This is a genomic window from Actinotalea sp. Marseille-Q4924, from assembly GCF_916618755.1.
Lineage (GTDB): Bacteria > Actinomycetota > Actinomycetes > Actinomycetales > Cellulomonadaceae > Actinotalea.
The window spans coordinates 368,544-385,486 of the sequence record NZ_CAKAKB010000004.1 but is presented as its reverse complement, the minus strand read 5'-3'; the positions used below and the strand labels follow the sequence as shown (position 1 = coordinate 385,486).

Annotated in this window: 15 protein-coding genes; 11 read left to right on the top strand and 4 right to left on the bottom strand. The window is 74.1% G+C overall.

Annotated elements, in window-relative coordinates; genetic code table 11:
- The first annotated feature begins 39 nt into the window (after positions 1-39).
- On the top strand, positions 40-594 hold the full coding sequence (locus LG379_RS14540; protein ID WP_225755309.1) for a helix-turn-helix domain-containing protein: 555 nt from the start codon (positions 40-42) through the stop codon (positions 592-594).
- 10 nt (positions 595-604) lie between these two features.
- Here LG379_RS14540 and LG379_RS14535 read toward each other — a convergent pair whose 3' ends face one another.
- Positions 605-1,423 (bottom strand): trans-aconitate 2-methyltransferase, encoded by an 819-nt coding sequence (locus tag LG379_RS14535; RefSeq protein WP_225755308.1) that lies wholly within the window; start codon positions 1,421-1,423, stop codon positions 605-607.
- Positions 1,420-3,042 (bottom strand): cation:proton antiporter family protein, encoded by a 1,623-nt coding sequence (locus LG379_RS14530; RefSeq protein ID WP_225755307.1) that lies wholly within the window; start codon positions 3,040-3,042, stop codon positions 1,420-1,422. The genes LG379_RS14535 and LG379_RS14530 overlap by 4 nt, the downstream gene beginning before the upstream one ends.
- Before the next feature lie 136 nt (positions 3,043-3,178).
- Between LG379_RS14530 and LG379_RS14525 the strand changes: the two genes are divergently transcribed.
- Positions 3,179-3,934 carry a DinB family protein gene (locus LG379_RS14525; RefSeq protein WP_225755306.1) on the top strand — a complete coding sequence of 252 codons (756 nt, stop codon included), beginning with the start codon at positions 3,179-3,181 and terminating at the stop codon, positions 3,932-3,934.
- A 21-nt stretch (positions 3,935-3,955) separates the two neighbouring features.
- Here the strand turns inward: LG379_RS14525 and LG379_RS14520 are convergent, their stop codons facing one another.
- Positions 3,956-5,845, bottom strand: coding sequence for an FAD-binding monooxygenase (locus tag LG379_RS14520; RefSeq protein ID WP_225755305.1), 1,890 nt, complete (start codon positions 5,843-5,845; stop codon positions 3,956-3,958).
- A 104-nt stretch (positions 5,846-5,949) separates the two neighbouring features.
- Between LG379_RS14520 and LG379_RS14515 the strand changes: the two genes are divergently transcribed.
- The 7 genes from LG379_RS14515 (at position 5,950) to LG379_RS14485 (ending at position 14,446) form a co-directional block, all read left to right on the top strand.
- Positions 5,950-7,635, top strand: coding sequence for a thiamine pyrophosphate-binding protein (locus LG379_RS14515; protein WP_225755304.1), 1,686 nt, complete (start codon positions 5,950-5,952; stop codon positions 7,633-7,635).
- 182 nt (positions 7,636-7,817) lie between these two features.
- Positions 7,818-9,401 carry a fumarylacetoacetate hydrolase family protein gene (locus tag LG379_RS14510; protein WP_225755303.1) on the top strand — a complete coding sequence of 528 codons (1,584 nt, stop codon included), beginning with the start codon at positions 7,818-7,820 and terminating at the stop codon, positions 9,399-9,401.
- Entirely contained in the window at positions 9,398-10,123 is a 726-nt protein-coding gene (locus tag LG379_RS14505) for a GntR family transcriptional regulator (RefSeq protein WP_225755368.1), read from the top strand. Before LG379_RS14510 ends, LG379_RS14505 begins: the two co-directional genes overlap by 4 nt.
- Entirely contained in the window at positions 10,120-11,688 is a 1,569-nt protein-coding gene (gene hpaE, locus LG379_RS14500) for a 5-carboxymethyl-2-hydroxymuconate semialdehyde dehydrogenase (RefSeq protein ID WP_225755302.1), read from the top strand. Before LG379_RS14505 ends, hpaE begins: the two co-directional genes overlap by 4 nt.
- Positions 11,689-11,701: 13 nt before the next feature.
- Positions 11,702-12,817, top strand: coding sequence for a 3,4-dihydroxyphenylacetate 2,3-dioxygenase (hpaD, locus tag LG379_RS14495; RefSeq protein WP_225755301.1), 1,116 nt, complete (start codon positions 11,702-11,704; stop codon positions 12,815-12,817).
- 94 nt (positions 12,818-12,911) lie between these two features.
- On the top strand, positions 12,912-13,628 hold the full coding sequence (locus LG379_RS14490; RefSeq protein WP_225755367.1) for a 2-keto-4-pentenoate hydratase: 717 nt from the start codon (positions 12,912-12,914) through the stop codon (positions 13,626-13,628).
- Positions 13,613-14,446 carry an HpcH/HpaI aldolase/citrate lyase family protein gene (locus LG379_RS14485; protein ID WP_225755300.1) on the top strand — a complete coding sequence of 278 codons (834 nt, stop codon included), beginning with the start codon at positions 13,613-13,615 and terminating at the stop codon, positions 14,444-14,446. The genes LG379_RS14490 and LG379_RS14485 overlap by 16 nt, the downstream gene beginning before the upstream one ends.
- Here the strand turns inward: LG379_RS14485 and LG379_RS14480 are convergent.
- Positions 14,433-14,789 (bottom strand): hypothetical protein, encoded by a 357-nt coding sequence (locus tag LG379_RS14480; RefSeq protein ID WP_225755299.1) that lies wholly within the window; start codon positions 14,787-14,789, stop codon positions 14,433-14,435. The genes LG379_RS14485 and LG379_RS14480 overlap by 14 nt on opposite strands.
- Before the next feature lie 339 nt (positions 14,790-15,128).
- On the opposite strand from LG379_RS14480, the gene LG379_RS14475 reads away from it, so the two are divergent.
- Together LG379_RS14475 and LG379_RS14470 are read left to right on the top strand one after the other, a co-directional pair.
- The gene (locus tag LG379_RS14475) at positions 15,129-15,827 is read left to right on the top strand and encodes a calcium-binding protein (protein WP_225755298.1); all 699 of its coding nucleotides are present in this window, start codon (positions 15,129-15,131) and stop codon (positions 15,825-15,827) included.
- 99 nt (positions 15,828-15,926) lie between these two features.
- A complete protein-coding gene (locus LG379_RS14470) occupies positions 15,927-16,922 on the top strand; it encodes an SDR family oxidoreductase (protein WP_225755297.1) in 996 nt (331 codons plus the stop codon).
- Positions 16,923-16,943 lie beyond the last annotated feature (21 nt).

The window sequence follows — 16,943 nt, the reverse complement described above, 5'->3', positions numbered from 1 at the left end:
ACTCCTTGCTGAATCGGCAAGCGGGACGGTGGGGTCGTGGTGGACGAGCTGAGGCACGTGGGTCCGCGGCTGCGCGCGGCCCGGCAGTCGCGGGGGTGGACGCTCGACGACCTGGCCTCCCGCGCGGGGATGTCCGCGAGCACCCTGTCCCGCCTGGAGGCCGGCAAGCGGCAGGCGAGCCTGGAGCTCCTGCTGCCCCTGACGAGGCAGCTGGGGATCCGCATCGACGACCTCGTCGGGCTCCAGGCGCCGGACCCCCGCGTCCGCCGGCCCGTGGTCCACCGCGACGGGATGGAGATCGCGCCGCTCGCACCCGAGGGCTCGGCGATCCACACCTACCGGATCACCTACCCCCCGGTCGCGACCCTGCCGGAGCTGCGCGTGCACGACGGCTACGAGTGGCTCTACGTCCTCTCCGGCCGGCTGCGGCTGCGGCTGGGCGACCAGGACCTGACCCTCACCCGCGGCGAGGCAGCGGAGTTCGACACGCGCGTCCCCCACGCGCTCTCGGCCGCAGGCCCGCGGCCGGCGCAGGTCATCAGCATCTTCGACGCGTCCGGCGCGCGGATGCACACGCACACCCAGCAGCCCTAGGCGTCCGCGGTCAGGCCGCCTCGTCCCGGCGCCGGGCCAGCTGGAGCATGGCCAGGTAGTGCTTGCGCACCGACCGCGACGGCCGGTCGGCGACGAGCCGCCGGATGCCCGTGAACAGCGCCTCGCGCTGCGAGGCAGGCGCCGCGATGTGCCCGGAGTAGGTGGACAGGAGCGCGAGGTACTCCTCCGCCGCGTAGTCGCAGCCCCACACGTGCCGGTGCACGACGGGCTCGGTGAAGAACCCGCTCGCCGCGATCGCCGCGACGTCGGGCGCCGGGACCGCCTCGGGCGGGCCCGGCCCGCCCTGGCCGTCGCCCATCCCGACCTCCTCGTACAGGTGCTGGACCTCCTGGAAGAACGGGTCGCCGTCGGCGGCGGGCGCCACGTGCTCGGTCGCGATGATCGCGAGGTGACCCCCGGGCCGGAGGAGCTCCGCGGCACGGCGGTACGCCACCGCCGGGTCGAGCCAGTGCCAGGACGTCGCGGCGACGACCAGGTCGAACGGCGCGCGCTCCCCCGGCTCCCACGTCTCGAACGGGGCGACGACGACCTCGACGTCGCCCCACCCGGCCAGCGCCCGCCGCGCCACGGCCGCCAGGGCAGGGCCCGGCTCGAGGGCCACGACGGCCCAGCCCTGCTCGAGCAGGCCGCGTGTCGCCTTGCCCGTGCCGGCGCCGATCTCCAGCACCCGCGCCGGGCGACCGCGCAGGTCCGAGCCGGACGCGAGGTCGGTGAAGACGCCCTGGGGGTAGCTGGGCCGGACCCGCTCGTACAGCTCGGCGGCCGTGTCGAACGTGCGCGCCAGGCCGGCGTACGGCTCCGGCGTCACGTGCTCTCCGGCGTGCTCTCCGGCGCGCGCCCCGCCGCCCTCCGGTCCAGGAAGACGGCCTCGGCGGCATGGTCCGCGAGCGCGGTGCCGGCAGAGCCGTAGAGGTGGAACACCGCGTCGGCCCCGTGCTTGCGGAGCTCGGCGACGTCGTCGTCGTACCGCGCGACGGCGGCGACCCTGCCGGTGAACCCGGCCGCCTGCAGGCGGGCCAGCGCGATGAGGTTGGCGCTGTGGAAGGGCATCGCCAGGACGACGACCTGCACCTGACCGGCCCGCTTCACACGGGTCCAGAACTCGACGTCGGTGGCGTCCGCGCGGAGCACCTCGAACCCCTGGCCGCTCAGCTCCGCGACGCGCGTCTGGTCGTGCTCGACGCCCACCACGGACAGGCCGTACCCGTCCCGCAGGTGCGTGTACGTGGCAGCGCCGATCCGACCGAGCCCGAGCACGAGGGCGTCGGAGTGGCCGACGTCGACGAGGCGGTCGTCCGGGTGCAGCTGCGCGGTGCTGTGGTGCGGCAGCAGCCGCACCATCCGCGTCGCCAGCTCCACGCCGCGGCGGTTGATGAGGGCGGAGACGGCGAAGCTGTACGCGACGGCGAGGGAGACGACCACCACCCACTGCTCGTCGAGCAGCCCGGCGGTCGCCCCGACCGCGGCCACGATGATCCCGAACTCCGAGAAGTTGGCCAGGACCAGGCCGGCGAGGAAGGCCGTGCGCCGGCGCAGCCGCATCGCCCACAGCAGCACCGCGTAGAACGCGACCTGGAAGGGCAGCACGACCAGCAGCGCGGCCGCGAGCAGCAGCTCCTCCAGGCCCGGACGCCCGTGGAGCCCGATCTGCAGGAAGAACGCGACGAGCATGAGGTCCTTGAACGTCATCAACGACCGGGACAGCTCCGACGCGCTGGGGTGCTTCGCCAGCAGCACGCCCATGAACAGCGCGCCCAGCTCGCCGTGAACACCGACCGCCTCGAACAGTCCCCACCCGAGCGCGACGGCGACCGTCACCCCGAAGAGCGCCTGCAGCTCGCCGTGGCCGATCCGGTCCCAGATGCGGTGCAGCGGCCATGCGGCCGGCAGGAGCAGGACCAGGGCGAACGCCCACGGGGACGGCACCTCGCCGCCGGCGAACGCCATGAAGAAGACCGCGACGACGTCCTGCAGCACGAGCAGGCCGACGGCGATGCGCCCGTACAGCGACGTCGCGTCGGAGCGGTCCTCGAGGACCTTGACCACGAAGACGGTCGAGGAGAAGGACAGGGCGAACCCCACGAGCGCGAGCCCGCCCACCGACTCACCGGCGACCAGCGCCGGACCCACCACCCCGAGCAGGCCGAGGAACCCCATGCCGACGGCGGTCGACAGCACCAGGTGGAGGCTGGTCGTCAGCCAGATCTCCCGGCGCAGCAGCGTCCGCGCGTCGAACTTCAGGCCGATCGCGAAGAGCAGGAGCACCACGCCGAGATCGGCGATCTGCTCGAGCCCGGCCGGTTCGGGCGCACCGAGGGCGCCCAGGGCGAACCCCGCCACGAGGTAGCCCACCAGCGGCGGGAGGCGTACGGCCGTGGCGACGAGGCCACCGACGACGGCGGCCGCGAGGTACAGGCCCAGCTCCATGCGGCCTCCTGCCCGGTGCTGGGGACATTGTCGCGGGCGCTCCGGCCCCGAGGGAACCTTTCGCTCCGCGCAGTCCTGCGCCAGGGTGGGCCTCGGCCCGCAGGCGGGTCATCGCGGCGATCGACGAGGAGACGTCATGGGGGCGACCTTCACCCGGGCCGACGACCTGCGGGGCGCGCGGTTCGAGGACGTGGACCTGCGCGGTGCACGGTTCGTCCGGTCCGACCTGTCCGGGGTGGTCATGCGCGGGGCCGACGTCGCCGGGGCGGACATCGACGCGCCGTGGCTCACCGGCGAGGAGGCCGCCCTGCTCGTCAACGGTGTCGACGTCGCCCCGTTCGTCGACGCCGAGCTCGACCGCCGGTTCCCCGGTCGCTCGCAGCGCCGTGCCCCCGACCCGGCCGGCCTCCGCGCCGCCTGGGCGGCGCTGGAGAGCACCTGGGCGGCGACGCTGGACCGCGTCGCCGCCATGCCGCCGGGCACCCCGGACGTCTCCGTCGACGGCGAGTGGTCCTTCGCCCAGACCCTGCGCCACCTCGTCATGGCGACCGACACCTGGCTGCGCCGCGCGGTCCTCGAGGTCGACCAGCCGTTCCACCCGATCGGTCAGCCGAACGAGGAGTACGGGACCGACGGCCACGACATGTCGGTGTTCTCGCACAGCACGCCGACGTACGCCGAGGTGCTGGAGGTGCGGGCGGAGCGGCTCGCGATGGTGCGGGACCTCCTGGCGACGGTCACGCGCGAGGACCTGGCGGCACCGCGCCGCAACCCCTGGGCACCGGACCACTCCGTGACCGTGCTGGGCTGCCTGCACACGATCCTCGAGGAGGAGTGGGAGCACCACCGGTACGCGGTCCGCGACCTCGACGCGATCGCCGCGCAGCCGTGAGCGACCGGGCGCAGCCCTGAGCTACCGGCCGCGCACCAGCAGGTGCTGTCGGAAGAAGGCGGCGAGCTCCGCCGTCGCGTCCAGCGGGAACACCCCCGCGACGTACTGGTCCGGCCGCACGACGACGACGGACCCGCCCCGGTCGACCCCCCGCAGCTCGAAGATGTCCTCGTCGGGGTGGACGGCGAACACCTTCTCGTGGTCGACCAGCTCGAACGGCCCGGTCCGCGGCAGGAACAGACGGGGCACCTGCGCCAGGTCGACGTCCGCGTGCCGCTGCTGGAGCACCGCCTTGACGTCGAGCACGCTGTCCCGCTGCGCGCCCTCCGGGGTGTGCGCCTGCACGGGCGAGTCCGGCGAGCCGGCCATCCACTCTGCCCACCGCACCAACGCGGAGCCGGGCGCCGGGGCGCCGTCGTCGGCGAAGGCGTAGACGCGCCAGCGGCCGTCCGCGCGGTGCTGGTGGCCCAGGTGCAGGGGGTTGGCGTCCGCGACGCGGACCACCGGCACGGACTTGAAACGCTTGCCGACCGGGAAGCCGGTGGCGAGGCCCTGGTGCGTCGGCTCGGCGACGACCATCGAGGGCGCGTACTGCGTCATGAAGCCGAAGAGGAACTCGGTGGTGCGCACGTAGAACGCGGCGAGCTCGGCGGGGTCGACCTCCCCCGGCTTCTTCGCCATGAGGGTCGACCACTGCTTGTCGAAGTCGATGAGGGCCTGCGCCACGACCTGTCGCTCGGCGGAGTACGTCGCGAGCAGGCTCTCCGGGCTGCGGCCGGACAGGACGTAGCCGAGCTTCCACGCCAGGTTGAAGCCGTCCTGCATGGAGACGTTCATGCCCTGGCCCGCCTTGGCGCTGTGGGTGTGGCAGGCGTCGCCGGCGATGAAGACCCGGGGTGTCCGCGTACCGACCTCCTCGGGCAGCACGTCGTCGAACCGGTCGGTGATCCGGTGCCCGACCTCGTAGACGCTGTGCCAGGCGACGTCGCGGACGTCCAGCGAGTAGGGGTGCAGGATCGCGTCGGCCCGGGCGACGATCTGGTCGATCGTCGTGGCGCGGATCGCGTGGTGGTCCTCCGGCGTCACCTCGCCGAGGTCGACGTACATCCGGAACAGGTGCCCGCCCTCGCGCGGGATGAGCAGGATGTTCCCCCGCTCGGCCGAGATGGCGCACTTGAGGCGGATGTCGGGGAAGTCGGTGACCGCGAGGACGTCCATGACGCCCCAGGCGTGCAGCGCCGACGTCCCCTCCATCGTGCAGCCGATCGACGCCCGCACGGCGCTCCGGGCGCCGTCGGCCCCGAGCACGTACCTCGCCCGCACGACCTTCTCCTGCCCGGCCGCCTCCCCCGCGGTGCGGACGAGCGTGACGGTGACGGGGTGGTCGGGGTCGTCGGTGCGCTCGAGACCGCGGAACTCGTAGCCGTAGTCCGGCCTCATGCGGCTCGGCGAGTGGGCCATGAACTCGGCGAAGTAGTCGAGCACCCGGGCCTGGTTGACGATGAGGTGCGGGAACTCGCTGATTCCGGCCGGGTCGTCCGGCGGCCGCTCGCCGCGGACGATCCGCGAGGGGTCCGCCGGGTCAGGGTGCCAGAAGCACATCTCGGTGATGCGGTACGCCTCCTCGGCGATCCGTCCCGCGAAGCCGAACGCCTGGAACGTCTCGACGCTGCGCGCCTGGATGCCGTCCGCCTGCCCGATCGCAAGGCGGGCGTCCCGCCGCTCGACGACGCGCGTGTGGATGTCGGGGAACTGCGACAGCTGTGCGGCGGCGATCATGCCGGCCGGCCCCGTCCCGACGACGAGGACGTCGACCTCGTCGGGGAGCTCCTCCGGCCGGTCCAGGCCGATGCCCGCGGCGGGCTGGACGCGCGGGTCGCCGGAGACGTAGCCGTGGTGGTGGAACTGCATGGCAACCGACTTCCTGACGCCGCTGTCGAGGTGGACGGATCGTATATGATGCCCACCTCAGGGGCAACGAGGCCCCTGGTCGCCCGCAGGTGGAGGCCCGCCCCATGCCGACGGTCTCAGCACACGTCGCCGTCACGCTCGCCGCCCACGTCGACCACGTCGTCGGTGTCATGGGCAACGGCAACGCGTACTTCCTCGACGCCCTCGAGCGCCAGACCGCCGCCCGCTTCACGGCGGTCCGGCACGAGGCGGGCGCCGTCGTCGCCGCCGACACCTTCCACCGCGCCTCCGGGCGTCTCGCCGCCGCGACCACGACGTACGGGGCCGGCTTCACGAACACCCTCACCGCGCTCGCCGAGGCGGTCCAGGCGCACGTGCCGCTCGTCCTCGTGGTGGGCGACGAGCCGACCTCCGGGCCCCGGCCCTGGGACGTCGACCAGATCGCCATGGCGTCTGCCGTCGGGGCCCGCACCTACACGGTGGGCCGCGCGGACGCGGCCGCCACGACCGTCATCGCCGTCGAGCACGCGCTGACCTACCGCGTCCCCACGGTCCTCGCCATCCCGTACGACGTCGCGACCCTCGACGCCGGACCCGTCCCGGAGACGACCGCACCCCACCTGCCGGCGCCGCTCGCCCCGCGCGGGCCGTTCGCCGACGGCGTCGTGCGGGACGTCGCGCGCGCCCTCGCCTCCGCACGCCGGCCCCTGCTGCTGGCCGGTCGCGGCGCGTGGGTGGCCGACGCGGGCAAGGTGCTCGGTGCGCTCGCCGACGCGACCGGCGCCCTCACCGCGACGACGGCGCTCGGGCGCGGGGTGTTCCCGCGGGCGGAGTTCGACCTCGGTGTCGCCGGCGGGTTCGGCGCCGACGGCGCGATGGCGCTCGTGCGGGAGGCCGACGTCGCCGTCGTCCTCGGCGCGTCGCTCAACCCGTTCACCATGCGGTTCGGCGAGCTGTTCGCACCCGGCACGCGGGTCTTCCAGGTCGACGTCGCCCCGGCCGCGACGCACCCGCACGTGGCCGGGTACGTCCGCGGGGACGCCGCGGTGGTGGCGGAGGCCGTGCTCCACGAGCTCGGCAGGGTGCGCGAGGCCGAGCGCGAGGCCGATGCCTCCGGCCGCGCGGCGCTCCGCGGCTGGCGCGAGTCCGTGGACGTCGCGGCGGTGCTGCGGCGGGACGAGGGCGACGGCATCGCACCGGACGGGCGCCTCGACCCACGCTCGGCGGCGGCGCGGCTCGCGGCGCTGCTGCCGCAGGACCGGGTCGTCGTCTCCGACGGCGGCCACTTCCTCGGCTGGTCGAACATGTACTGGCCGGTCGCCTCACCGGACCGCATGGTCATGGTGGGCACGGCGTTCCAGGCCATCGGGCTCGGCTTCCCCAGCGTCGTGGGTGCGGCCCTCGCCCGGCCCGAGGCGACGGTGGTGCTGACGACCGGCGACGGCGGGGGGCTCATGGCGCTGTCGGACCTGGAGTCGGCGGTCCGGGTCGCCGGTGGCCGCGGGCTGGCGGTGGTCTGGAACGACGGGGCCTACGGCGCGGAGATCCACAACTACGGGCGCAAGGGCCTGGCCCGCGAGCCGATGCTCATCCCCGACGTCGACTTCGCGGGGCTGGCAGCGGCGCTGGGCGCGCAGGGCGTCGTCGTCCGCACGGTCGAGGACCTCGACGTGCTCGCGGCGTGGGTGGCCCGGCCGGCCGCCGAGCGCCCCTTCCTGCTGCTGGACCTGCGCATCTCGGGCGCCGTCGTCGCCCCGTACTGGGAGGAGATCGCCGGCACGAACCCCTGACCACCCACCCTTCCCGCTATCCGGAGCCGCCGAGGTAGCGGACGTGCGCCGATACAGCGGGTGGGGAGCCGCTGTCTCGGCGGCGACCCGCTGTCTCGCGTGAGGCCGGCGGGAGGACGGGCCCCGACGCCTCGGCGGGCGGGGTCGTATACGATCCGAGGGATCCAGGAGCGAGGGAGCTCATGAGTCACGACACCAGCACCGGTGCGGACGCCGCGCGCGCGGCAGACCCCGCCGACGACGGCGCCCTCGCCGCCGCGGACGAGCGGTTCGCGGCCCTCCCCCAGCGACCCGGCAAGGTCGTCGCCGTCCACCTGTCCTACGCCTCGCGCGCGGACCAGCGCGGCCGCCGGCCGGCTCACCCGTCGTACTTCCTCAAGCCCTCCAGCTCCGTCGCGGCGAGCGGCGGCACCGTCGAGCGACCCGCGGGCACCGAGCTGCTCGCGTTCGAGGGCGAGGTCGCGCTGGTCATCGGCACGGCCGCCCGCCGCGTCCCGCTCGACCGCGCGTGGGACCACGTCGCCTGGGTCACCGCGGCGAACGACCTCGGCCTGTACGACCTGCGCGCGAACGACCGCGGCTCGAACGTGCGGTCCAAGGGCGGCGACGGGTTCACGCCTCTCGGCCCCGCCCTGCTCGACGCCCGCGCGCTCGCCCCCGACGCCCTCCGCGTGCGCACCTGGGTCAACGGCGAGCTGCGGCAGGAGGGCACGACCGACGGGCTGATCTTCCCGCTCGCCCAGCTCGTCTCCGACCTCTCCCAGCACCTCACCCTCGAGCCCGGCGACGTCGTCCTCACCGGCACGCCGGCCGGCTCGAGCGTGCTCGCCCCGGGCGACGTCGTCGAGGTCGAGGTCGACGCCCCGGCGGCGCCGGGGGCGCCCAGCACGGGCCGGCTCGTCACGACGGTCACCCAGGGCGAGCACCCGTTCGACGGCGACCTGGGCTCGCTGCCCGCCGCCGACGACGTCCAGCGCGCCGAGGCGTGGGGGTCGCGCGAGGCGGCGGGGCTCGACCCGGAGCCGGCGTCGGACGCCGCGCCGGGACCCGACCCGGGGCGCGCGCCGTTCCGCCTCACACCCGACCTGCGCGACAAGCTCATGCGTGCGCCGACCGCCGGCCTCAGCGCGCAGCTGCGCAGGCACGGCCTCGACGACGTGACGATCGACGGCGTCCGGCCGATGCACCCGAGCACCAAGCTCGTCGGCACCGCCCGCACGCTCCGCTTCGTGCCGCACCGGAAGGACCTGTTCGCCTCCCACGGGGGCGGCTACAACGCCCAGAAGCGCGCGTTCGACGCCGTCGGCGAGGGCGAGGTGATCGTCATCGAGGCCCGCGGCGAGGAGGGCTCCGGCACGCTGGGCGACATCCTCGCGCTGCGCGCCCACGCCCGTGGCGCTGCGGGCATCGTCACCGACGGAGGCGTGCGGGACCACGACGCGGTCGCCGAGGTCGGCATCCCCGTCTACTCCCGCGGCGCCCACCCCGCGGTGCTCGGCCGCCGGCACGTGCCGTGGGACGCGGACCTGACCATCGCCTGCGGCGGGACGACGGTGCAGCCCGGCGACGTCGTCGTCGGCGACCGCGACGGCGTCGTCGTCATCCCGCCGGGCCTGGTCGAGGAGGTCGTCGACGCGGCCCTCGCCCAGGAGGACGAGGACGCGTGGATCGCCGAGCAGGTCGCGGCCGGGCACCCCGTCGACGGCCTGTTCCCCATGAACGCGCAGTGGCGCGAGCAGTACGAGGCGTGGCGGGCGCAGCGATGAGCGCCCGCGCCGGGGAGAGGCGGCCACCGACGACGGCGCCCGTCGCCACCTCCGCGGCGGCGAGCAAGTCCCAGCGCGCCTACGACTGGCTCGCCGAGCGCATCGCGAGCCGCGAGTACGCGCCCGGCTACCGGCTCGTCCTCGCCGCGATCGCGGCGGAGCTCGGGATGAGCGTCGTGCCGGTGCGCGAGGCGATCCGGCGGCTCGAGGCCGAGGGCCTGGTGACGTTCGAGCGCAACGTCGGCGCGCACGTCGCGATGATCGACGACTCGCAGTACCGGCAGAGCATGGAGACCCTCGCCGTCCTCGAGGGCGCGGCGACGGCGCTCGCGGCCCGGCGCCTCACCGCGTCCGACCTGCGCCGCGCGCGGGAGGTCAACGACCGGCTGGTGGCGACGCTGGACGACTTCGACCCCCACGCCTTCACGGCGCTCAACCAGGAGTTCCACGCGGTCCTCTTCGCCTCCTGCCCGAACCCCCGCCTCCTCGAGCTCGTCACGGCGGAGTGGTCCCGCCTCGGGCGGCTGCGGGACTCGACGTTCAGCTTCGTGCCCGGCCGCGCGCAGGAGTCGGTGCGCGAGCACGAGGGCATCGTCGCCCTCATCGAGGCCGGCGCTGCCTTGGCCGACATCGAGCGGGCCGCCCGGGAGCACCGCTCCGCGACCCTCACCGCCTACCTGCACCACGAGCACCCCACGGCCCTCACCGGAGGAAGCCCATGAGCGAGACCCGCACCGAGCCGGCGACGGCCCACGCCCCCGCCGACCTGCCCGACCGCGTCCGGCACTACATCGACGGCGAGCACGTCGACTCCGCCGACGGCGCCACCTTCGAGGTGCTCGACCCGACGACGAACGAGACGTACGTCCACGCGGCCGCCGGGAAGCAGGCCGACGTCGACCGGGCGGTGGCGGCCGCGAGGCGCGCCTTCGAGGACGGGCCGTGGCCGCGGATGCTCGCCCGCGAGCGCTCGCGCGTGCTGCACCGCATCGCGGACATCGTCGAGTCGCGCGACGCCCGCCTCGCCGAGCTGGAGAGCTTCGACTCCGGCCTGCCCATCACGCAGGCCCTCGGACAGGCGCGCCGCGCCGCCGAGAACTTCCGGTTCTTCGCCGACCTCGTCGTCGCCCAGGCCGACGACGCGTACAAGGTGCCCGGCCGGCAGATCAACTACGTCAACCGCAAGCCGATCGGCGTCGCGGGCCTCATCACCCCGTGGAACACGCCGTTCATGCTCGAGTCGTGGAAGCTCGGTCCGGCGCTGGCGACGGGCAACACCGTCGTGCTCAAGCCGGCGGAGTTCACGCCGCTGTCGGCATCGCTGTGGGCGGGCATCTTCGAGGAGGCGGGCCTGCCACGCGGGGTGTTCAACCTCGTCAACGGCCTGGGCGAGGAGGCCGGCGACGCGCTCGTCAAGCACCCGGACGTCCCGCTGATCTCCTTCACCGGCGAGAGCAGCACCGGACAGCTGATCTTCGCCAACGCCGCCCCGCACCTCAAGGGCCTGTCGATGGAGCTCGGCGGCAAGTCGCCCGCCGTCGTCTTCGCGGACGCGGACCTGGACGCCGCGATCGATGCGACGATCTTCGGGGTGTTCTCGCTCAACGGCGAGCGGTGCACGGCCGGCAGCCGGATCCTCGTCCAGCGCGAGGTGTACGAGGAGTTCGTGGAGCGCTACGCGGCCCAGGCCCGGCGCGTCGTCGTCGGCCCGCCGCACGAGGCGACCACCGAGGTGGGTGCGCTGGTGCACCCGGAGCACTACGACAAGGTCATGCGCTACGTCGAGATCGGCAAGGGCGAGGGGCGCCTGGTCGCCGGCGGCGGGCGGCCCGACGGCTTCCCGACCGGCAACTACGTCGCGCCGACCGTGTTCGCCGACGTCGCCGCGGATGCCCGCATCTTCCAGGAGGAGATCTTCGGGCCGGTCGTCGCGATCACCCCGTTCGACACCGACGAGGAGGCGCTGGCCCTGGCAAACGGCGTGAGGTACGGCCTCGCCGCGTACGTGTGGACGAACGACCTGCGGCGCGCCCACACCTTCTCCCAGGCCGTCGAGGCCGGGATGGTGTGGCTGAACAGCAACAACGTCCGCGACCTGCGCACGCCGTTCGGCGGCGTCAAGGCGTCGGGGCTCGGGCACGAGGGCGGCTACCGGTCGATCGACTTCTACACGCACCAGCAGGCGGTGCACGTGACGCTGGGCGAGGCGCACCACCCCACCTTTGGCAAGACAGGTCCCCGGTCGCCCGCCAGTGCCGACCAGGTCGCTGCCACGGCCGACGAGTGAGAGGGCACCAGCGATGACCGACCTCACGCCCGACGGCGGCCGCATCCCCACCCCGGCCGCCCCGCCGCCGGACATCGTCCGCTGCGCGTCCATGGAGCTCGTCGTCACGGACCTGGCCGCCTCCCGCGACTTCTACGTCGACGTGCTCGGCCTGGTCGTCACCGAGGAGGACGAGCACACCGTCTACCTGCGCACGCTCGAGGAGTTCATCCACCACAACCTCGTGCTGCGCCGGGGTCCCGTCGCCGCGGCCGCCGCGTTCTCCTACCGCGTGCGCACGCCGGAGGACCTGGACAAGGCCGTGGCCTTCTACTCCGAGCTGGGCTGCCGCGTCGAGCGTCGCGCGCAGGGGTTCGTGCGGGGCCTCGGCGACACGGTGCGCGTGGAGGACCCCCTGGGGTTCCCGTACGAGTTCTTCCACGACGTCCAGCACGTCGAGCGCCTCGCGTGGCGCTACGACCTGCACACGCCGGGCGCGCTGGTGCGGCTGGACCACTTCAACCAGGTGACCCCCGACGTCCCGCGGGCGGTCGCGTTCATGGAGACCCTCGGCTTCCGGGTCACCGAGGACATCCAGGACGCCGAGGGCACCACCTACGCCGCGTGGATGCGCCGCAAGCCCACCGTGCACGACACCGCCATGACCGGCGGCGACGGGCCCCGCATGCACCACATCGCGTTCGCGACGCACGAGAAGCACAACATCATCGCGATCTGCGACAAGCTCGGCGCCCTGCGCCTGTCGGACCGGATCGAGCGCGGGCCGGGGCGGCACGGCGTCTCCAACGCGTTCTACCTGTACCTGCGCGACCCGGACGGGCACCGCGTGGAGATCTACACGCAGGACTACTGGACCGGCGACCCGGACAACCCCGTCGTGACGTGGGACGTGCACGACAACCAGCGCCGCGACTGGTGGGGCAACCCCGTCGTGCCGTCCTGGTACACCGAGGCGTCGCTGGTCCTCGACCTCGACGGCGACCCGCAGCCGGTCGTCGCGCGCACCGACACCAGCGAGATGGCGGTGACGATCGGCGCCGACGGGTTCTCCTACACCCGCCCCGCGGACGAGCCCGACGCCCTGCCGTCGTGGAAGCAGGGCGAGTACAAGCTGGGCCACCAGCTGTGAACGCGAGGATCCGGCCGTGACCCCCCGCACGCTGTCCGCCGACGACGTCGCCGCGGTCGCCGACGAGCTCGCCGCCGCCGAGCGCGACCGCACCATGGTCCCGCTGCTCACCGTGCGCCACCCCGGGATGACGGTCGACGACGCCTACGCGGTCCAGGGCGAGTGGCGCCGTCGGGCGATCGGCGCGGGCCGCCGGCCGGTGGGCCGCAAGATCGGGCTGACGTCGAAGGTCATGCAGGCCGCGACCGGCATCGACGAGCCGGACTACGGCGCGATCTTCGAGGACATGGTGTTCCCCAGCGGCGCGGAGATCGAGCACGGACGGTTCTCGAACGTCCGCATCGAGGTCGAGCTCGCGTTCCGGCTCGCCGAGCCCGTCGGCCCGGGCGCGACCGACGACGACGTCCTGCGCGCGACCGAGTACGTCGTCCCGGCGCTGGAGATCCTCTCCTCCCGCATCGAGATGGCCGGCCGCACGATCGTCGACACGATCAGCGACAACGCCGCGATGGGAGGCATGGTGGTCGGCGACACCCGCGTGCGGCCGGGCGACGTCGACCTGCCGTGGGTGTGCGCCGTGCTGCGTCGCAACGGCACGATCGAGGAGTCGGGCGTCGCTGCGGCGGTGCTCGACCACCCGGCCCGGGGCGTCGCGTGGCTGGCGGACAAGCTCGCCCAGCACGGCGAACGGCTCGAGGCCGGAGAGCTCGTCCTGGCCGGCTCCTTCACCCGACCCGTCTGGGTCCACCCTGGGGACACCGTGCTGGCCGACTTCCGAGAGCAGGGGACCGTCTCATGCCGCTTCGTCTGACCCCGACGTTCCGCCACGCGCTCCAGGCGCAGCAGGAGGCGCCCGACGGCGGCCGACCGCTCGTCGGGATGTGGGTGTGCTCGGGCAGCCCGCTGGTGGCGGAGATCTGCGCCGGAGCGGGACTGGACTGGCTGCTCGTCGACATGGAGCACTCCCCCAACGGGCTGGAGTCCGTCCTCGCGCAGCTGCAGGCCGTGGCCGCCTACCCCGTGACGCCCGTCGTGCGGGTGCCGATCGGCGACGTCGTCGTCCTCAAGCAGGTGCTGGACCTGGGCGCGCAGAACGTCCTCGTGCCGATGGTGTCCTCCGCCGACGACGCGCGCGCCGCCGTCCAGGCCGTGCGCTACCCGCCGCACGGTCGCCGCGGCGTCGGCTCGGTGCTCGCCCGCTCGGCGCGGTGGAACCGGGTCGACGGGTACCTCGCGGAGGCGGCGGACCACGTGTCGCTGCTGGTGCAGGTCGAGACGGCCGAGGGCGTGGAGAACGCCGCCGAGATCGCGGCGGTCGACGGCGTGGACGGCGTCTTCGTGGGCCCGGCCGACCTGTCGGCGTCGATGGGCCTGCTCGGGCAGCAGCGCCACCCCGACGTCGTAGCCGCCGTCCGCCGGACGTTCGACGCCGTGCGGGCGGCCGGCACGCCGGTCGGCGTCAACGCGTTCGAGCCGGCCGTGGCGCGGGAGTACCTGGAGGCCGGCGCGTCGTTCGTGGCCGTGGGCGCCGACGTCGCGCTGCTGGCGCGCGGCTCCGAGGCCCTCGCCGCGGACTGGTCGGGCTACCGTCGAGGTGGCGAGGAGGCCCCGGCCGTCACAGCCCCATGACCCCCGGCGCCGCCCACAGCACCCAGGCGAGCCCGACGGCTGCCGCGGCCGTCCACCGCACCGCTCGTCGCCCCGTCCACGCGATGAGCGCGACCGGGGCGGCGAGGACGACGCCGGCGACCAGCAGGAGAGCCACGGCGATCAGCCGGTAGTCCGTCACCGGCCCGAACCCGCCGCCCGAGCAGCCGCTGATGCCGCACGCGAGGACCCCGGCCGCGACCGTCAGGGCCAGGGCGCCGAGGAGCGCGACCGGCACGGCCCACAGCAGGTGCACCCGCCCCAGCGGCACCCCGCCGCGCCCCTGCGGACCCACCGGCGACGCCTCGTGCTGTCGTGCGCGCACCACTGCCCCCTGGGTGTCGGACCACCCCGACGCTCCCACGGGGCCGACGGGCACCGCGTGGTCCGCCCGGGTGTCGTCACCGCACGCGGCCGTCGACGACGCCCTCTTTCGAGTGATATGCCCGACCACAGCCCTTGTGACCATGACGGGGCCAGGACGAGCATGGGGCCCGTTCACGTCGGCGAGGGGACACGGCCGGACCCTCCCCGCCACGAGTGCCGCACGTCACCGGAGTGGGCCGCCCGCGGGCTGCCCTCCTCCCACGCGGACTGGCCCCGCTGCCTCGCAGCCCGGCGCCCCGCCTCGTCACCCAGCGTCGTGTCACGAGGAGCCACACCCATGAGAAGACCCCGCGCACTTGCCCTGCCCCTGGCGCTCGCGCTGCCCCTGCTGGGAGCCGCGCCCGCGCTCGCCGACGTCACCGTCCCGGAGGACTGCGCCGTCCCGCCCTTCATCGACCTCAGTCAGTACAACGTCATCATCGGCACCGACGGTCGCGACCGGCTGATCGGCACCGAGGGCGACGACTTCATCTGCGGTCTCCTCGGGGACGACCTCATCCGCGGCGGCGGCGGGGACGACATCATCCTCGGCGACACGACGACGTTCTTCGGCAACGTCCGCGCACCGGGCGGGGACGACCACATCGACGGCGGTGCCGGCAACGACGAGATCCTCCCCGGGCCGGGTGACGACCACGTCGCGGGCGGCCCCGGCAACGACTTCCTCGCGCTGGCGGTCGGCAACGACGTCGGCCACGGCGGGGCGGGCGACGACGAGATCATCGGCGGGTTCGGCAACGACGTCATCCTCGGTCAGGACGGGGACGACCTGCTCGCCGGCGGCCCCGGTGACGACCAGATCAACGGCGGACGCGGCGACGACACCATGGCCGGTGAGCTGCCGCCGGGTGCCGGCGGACCACCGCCCGGCGTCCCGCTCCCCGAGGCGAGCAGCCACGACAGGTGCATCGGTGCGGAAGGCACCGACTCCGCAGAGGACTGCGACGTCGTCGCGTCCGCGGAGATGACCGGCTGACCGCTGGCACCGCGGTGCGACGGGCCGGGTGCTCGGCTCCCGGCCCGTCGCCCGCCGTCTCCTCTGCGACAGCCGACCTCGAGGTCTAGCGTCACGGGGATGAGCCCCCTCAAGGTCCTGTTCGTCGGCGGCACCGGCATCATCAGCTCCGCGTGCTCTGCCCTGGCGGTCGAGCGCGGCCTCGACCTGTACGTCCTGAACCGCGGCACGACGTCGTCCCGGCCGCTCCCCGAGGGCGCGACGGTGCTCCACGGCGACGTCCGCGACCCGGCGTCCGCTCGGGACGCCCTGGGCGACCACACGTTCGACGCCGTCGTCGACTGGGTCGCCTTCACCCCCGACCACGTGCGCGCGGACCTCGACCTCTTCCGTGGACGCACGCGTCAGTACGTGTTCATCTCCTCGGCATCGGCGTACCAGACGCCGGCCGAGCGCCTGCCGATCACCGAGTCCACTCCCCTGCGGAACCCGTTCTGGCAGTACTCCCGCGACAAGATCGCCTGCGAGGACCTGCTCGTGCAGGCGTACCGCGAGGAGGGGTTCCCGGCGACGATCGTGCGCCCGTCGCACACGTACGACCGGACCCTCGTCCCGTTCGACGCGGGCTGGACGGTCGTGGAGCGGATGCGCCAGGGCAAGCCGGTCGTCGTGCACGGGGACGGGTCCTCGCTGTGGACGCTCACCCACCACACGGACTTCGCCCGCGGCCTCGTGCCCCTGCTGGGCGACCCGCGCACGCTCGGCGAGGCCTTCACGATCACCGGCGACGACGTCCTCACCTGGGACCAGATCGCCCGCGCCCTGGCGGACGCGGCCGGCGTCGACGACCTGCGGATCGTCCACGTCCCGTCCGACGTCATCGCCGCCGAGGACCCGGAGTGGGGCGCCAGCCTGCTCGGCGACAAGACCCACTCGTCGGTCTTCGACACGACCAAGCTGCGCACCCTGGTACCGGACTTCGCGACGACGGTCCGCTTCGAGCAGGGCGCCCGCGAGATGGTCGAGTGGCACGACGCGGACCCGGCGCGGCGCGTGGTGGACGAGCGCACGGACGCGCTCATGGACCGGCTGGTCGAGCGGTTCGCGGTGCGCTGACGCGCGCCCCGCCGGTCAGCG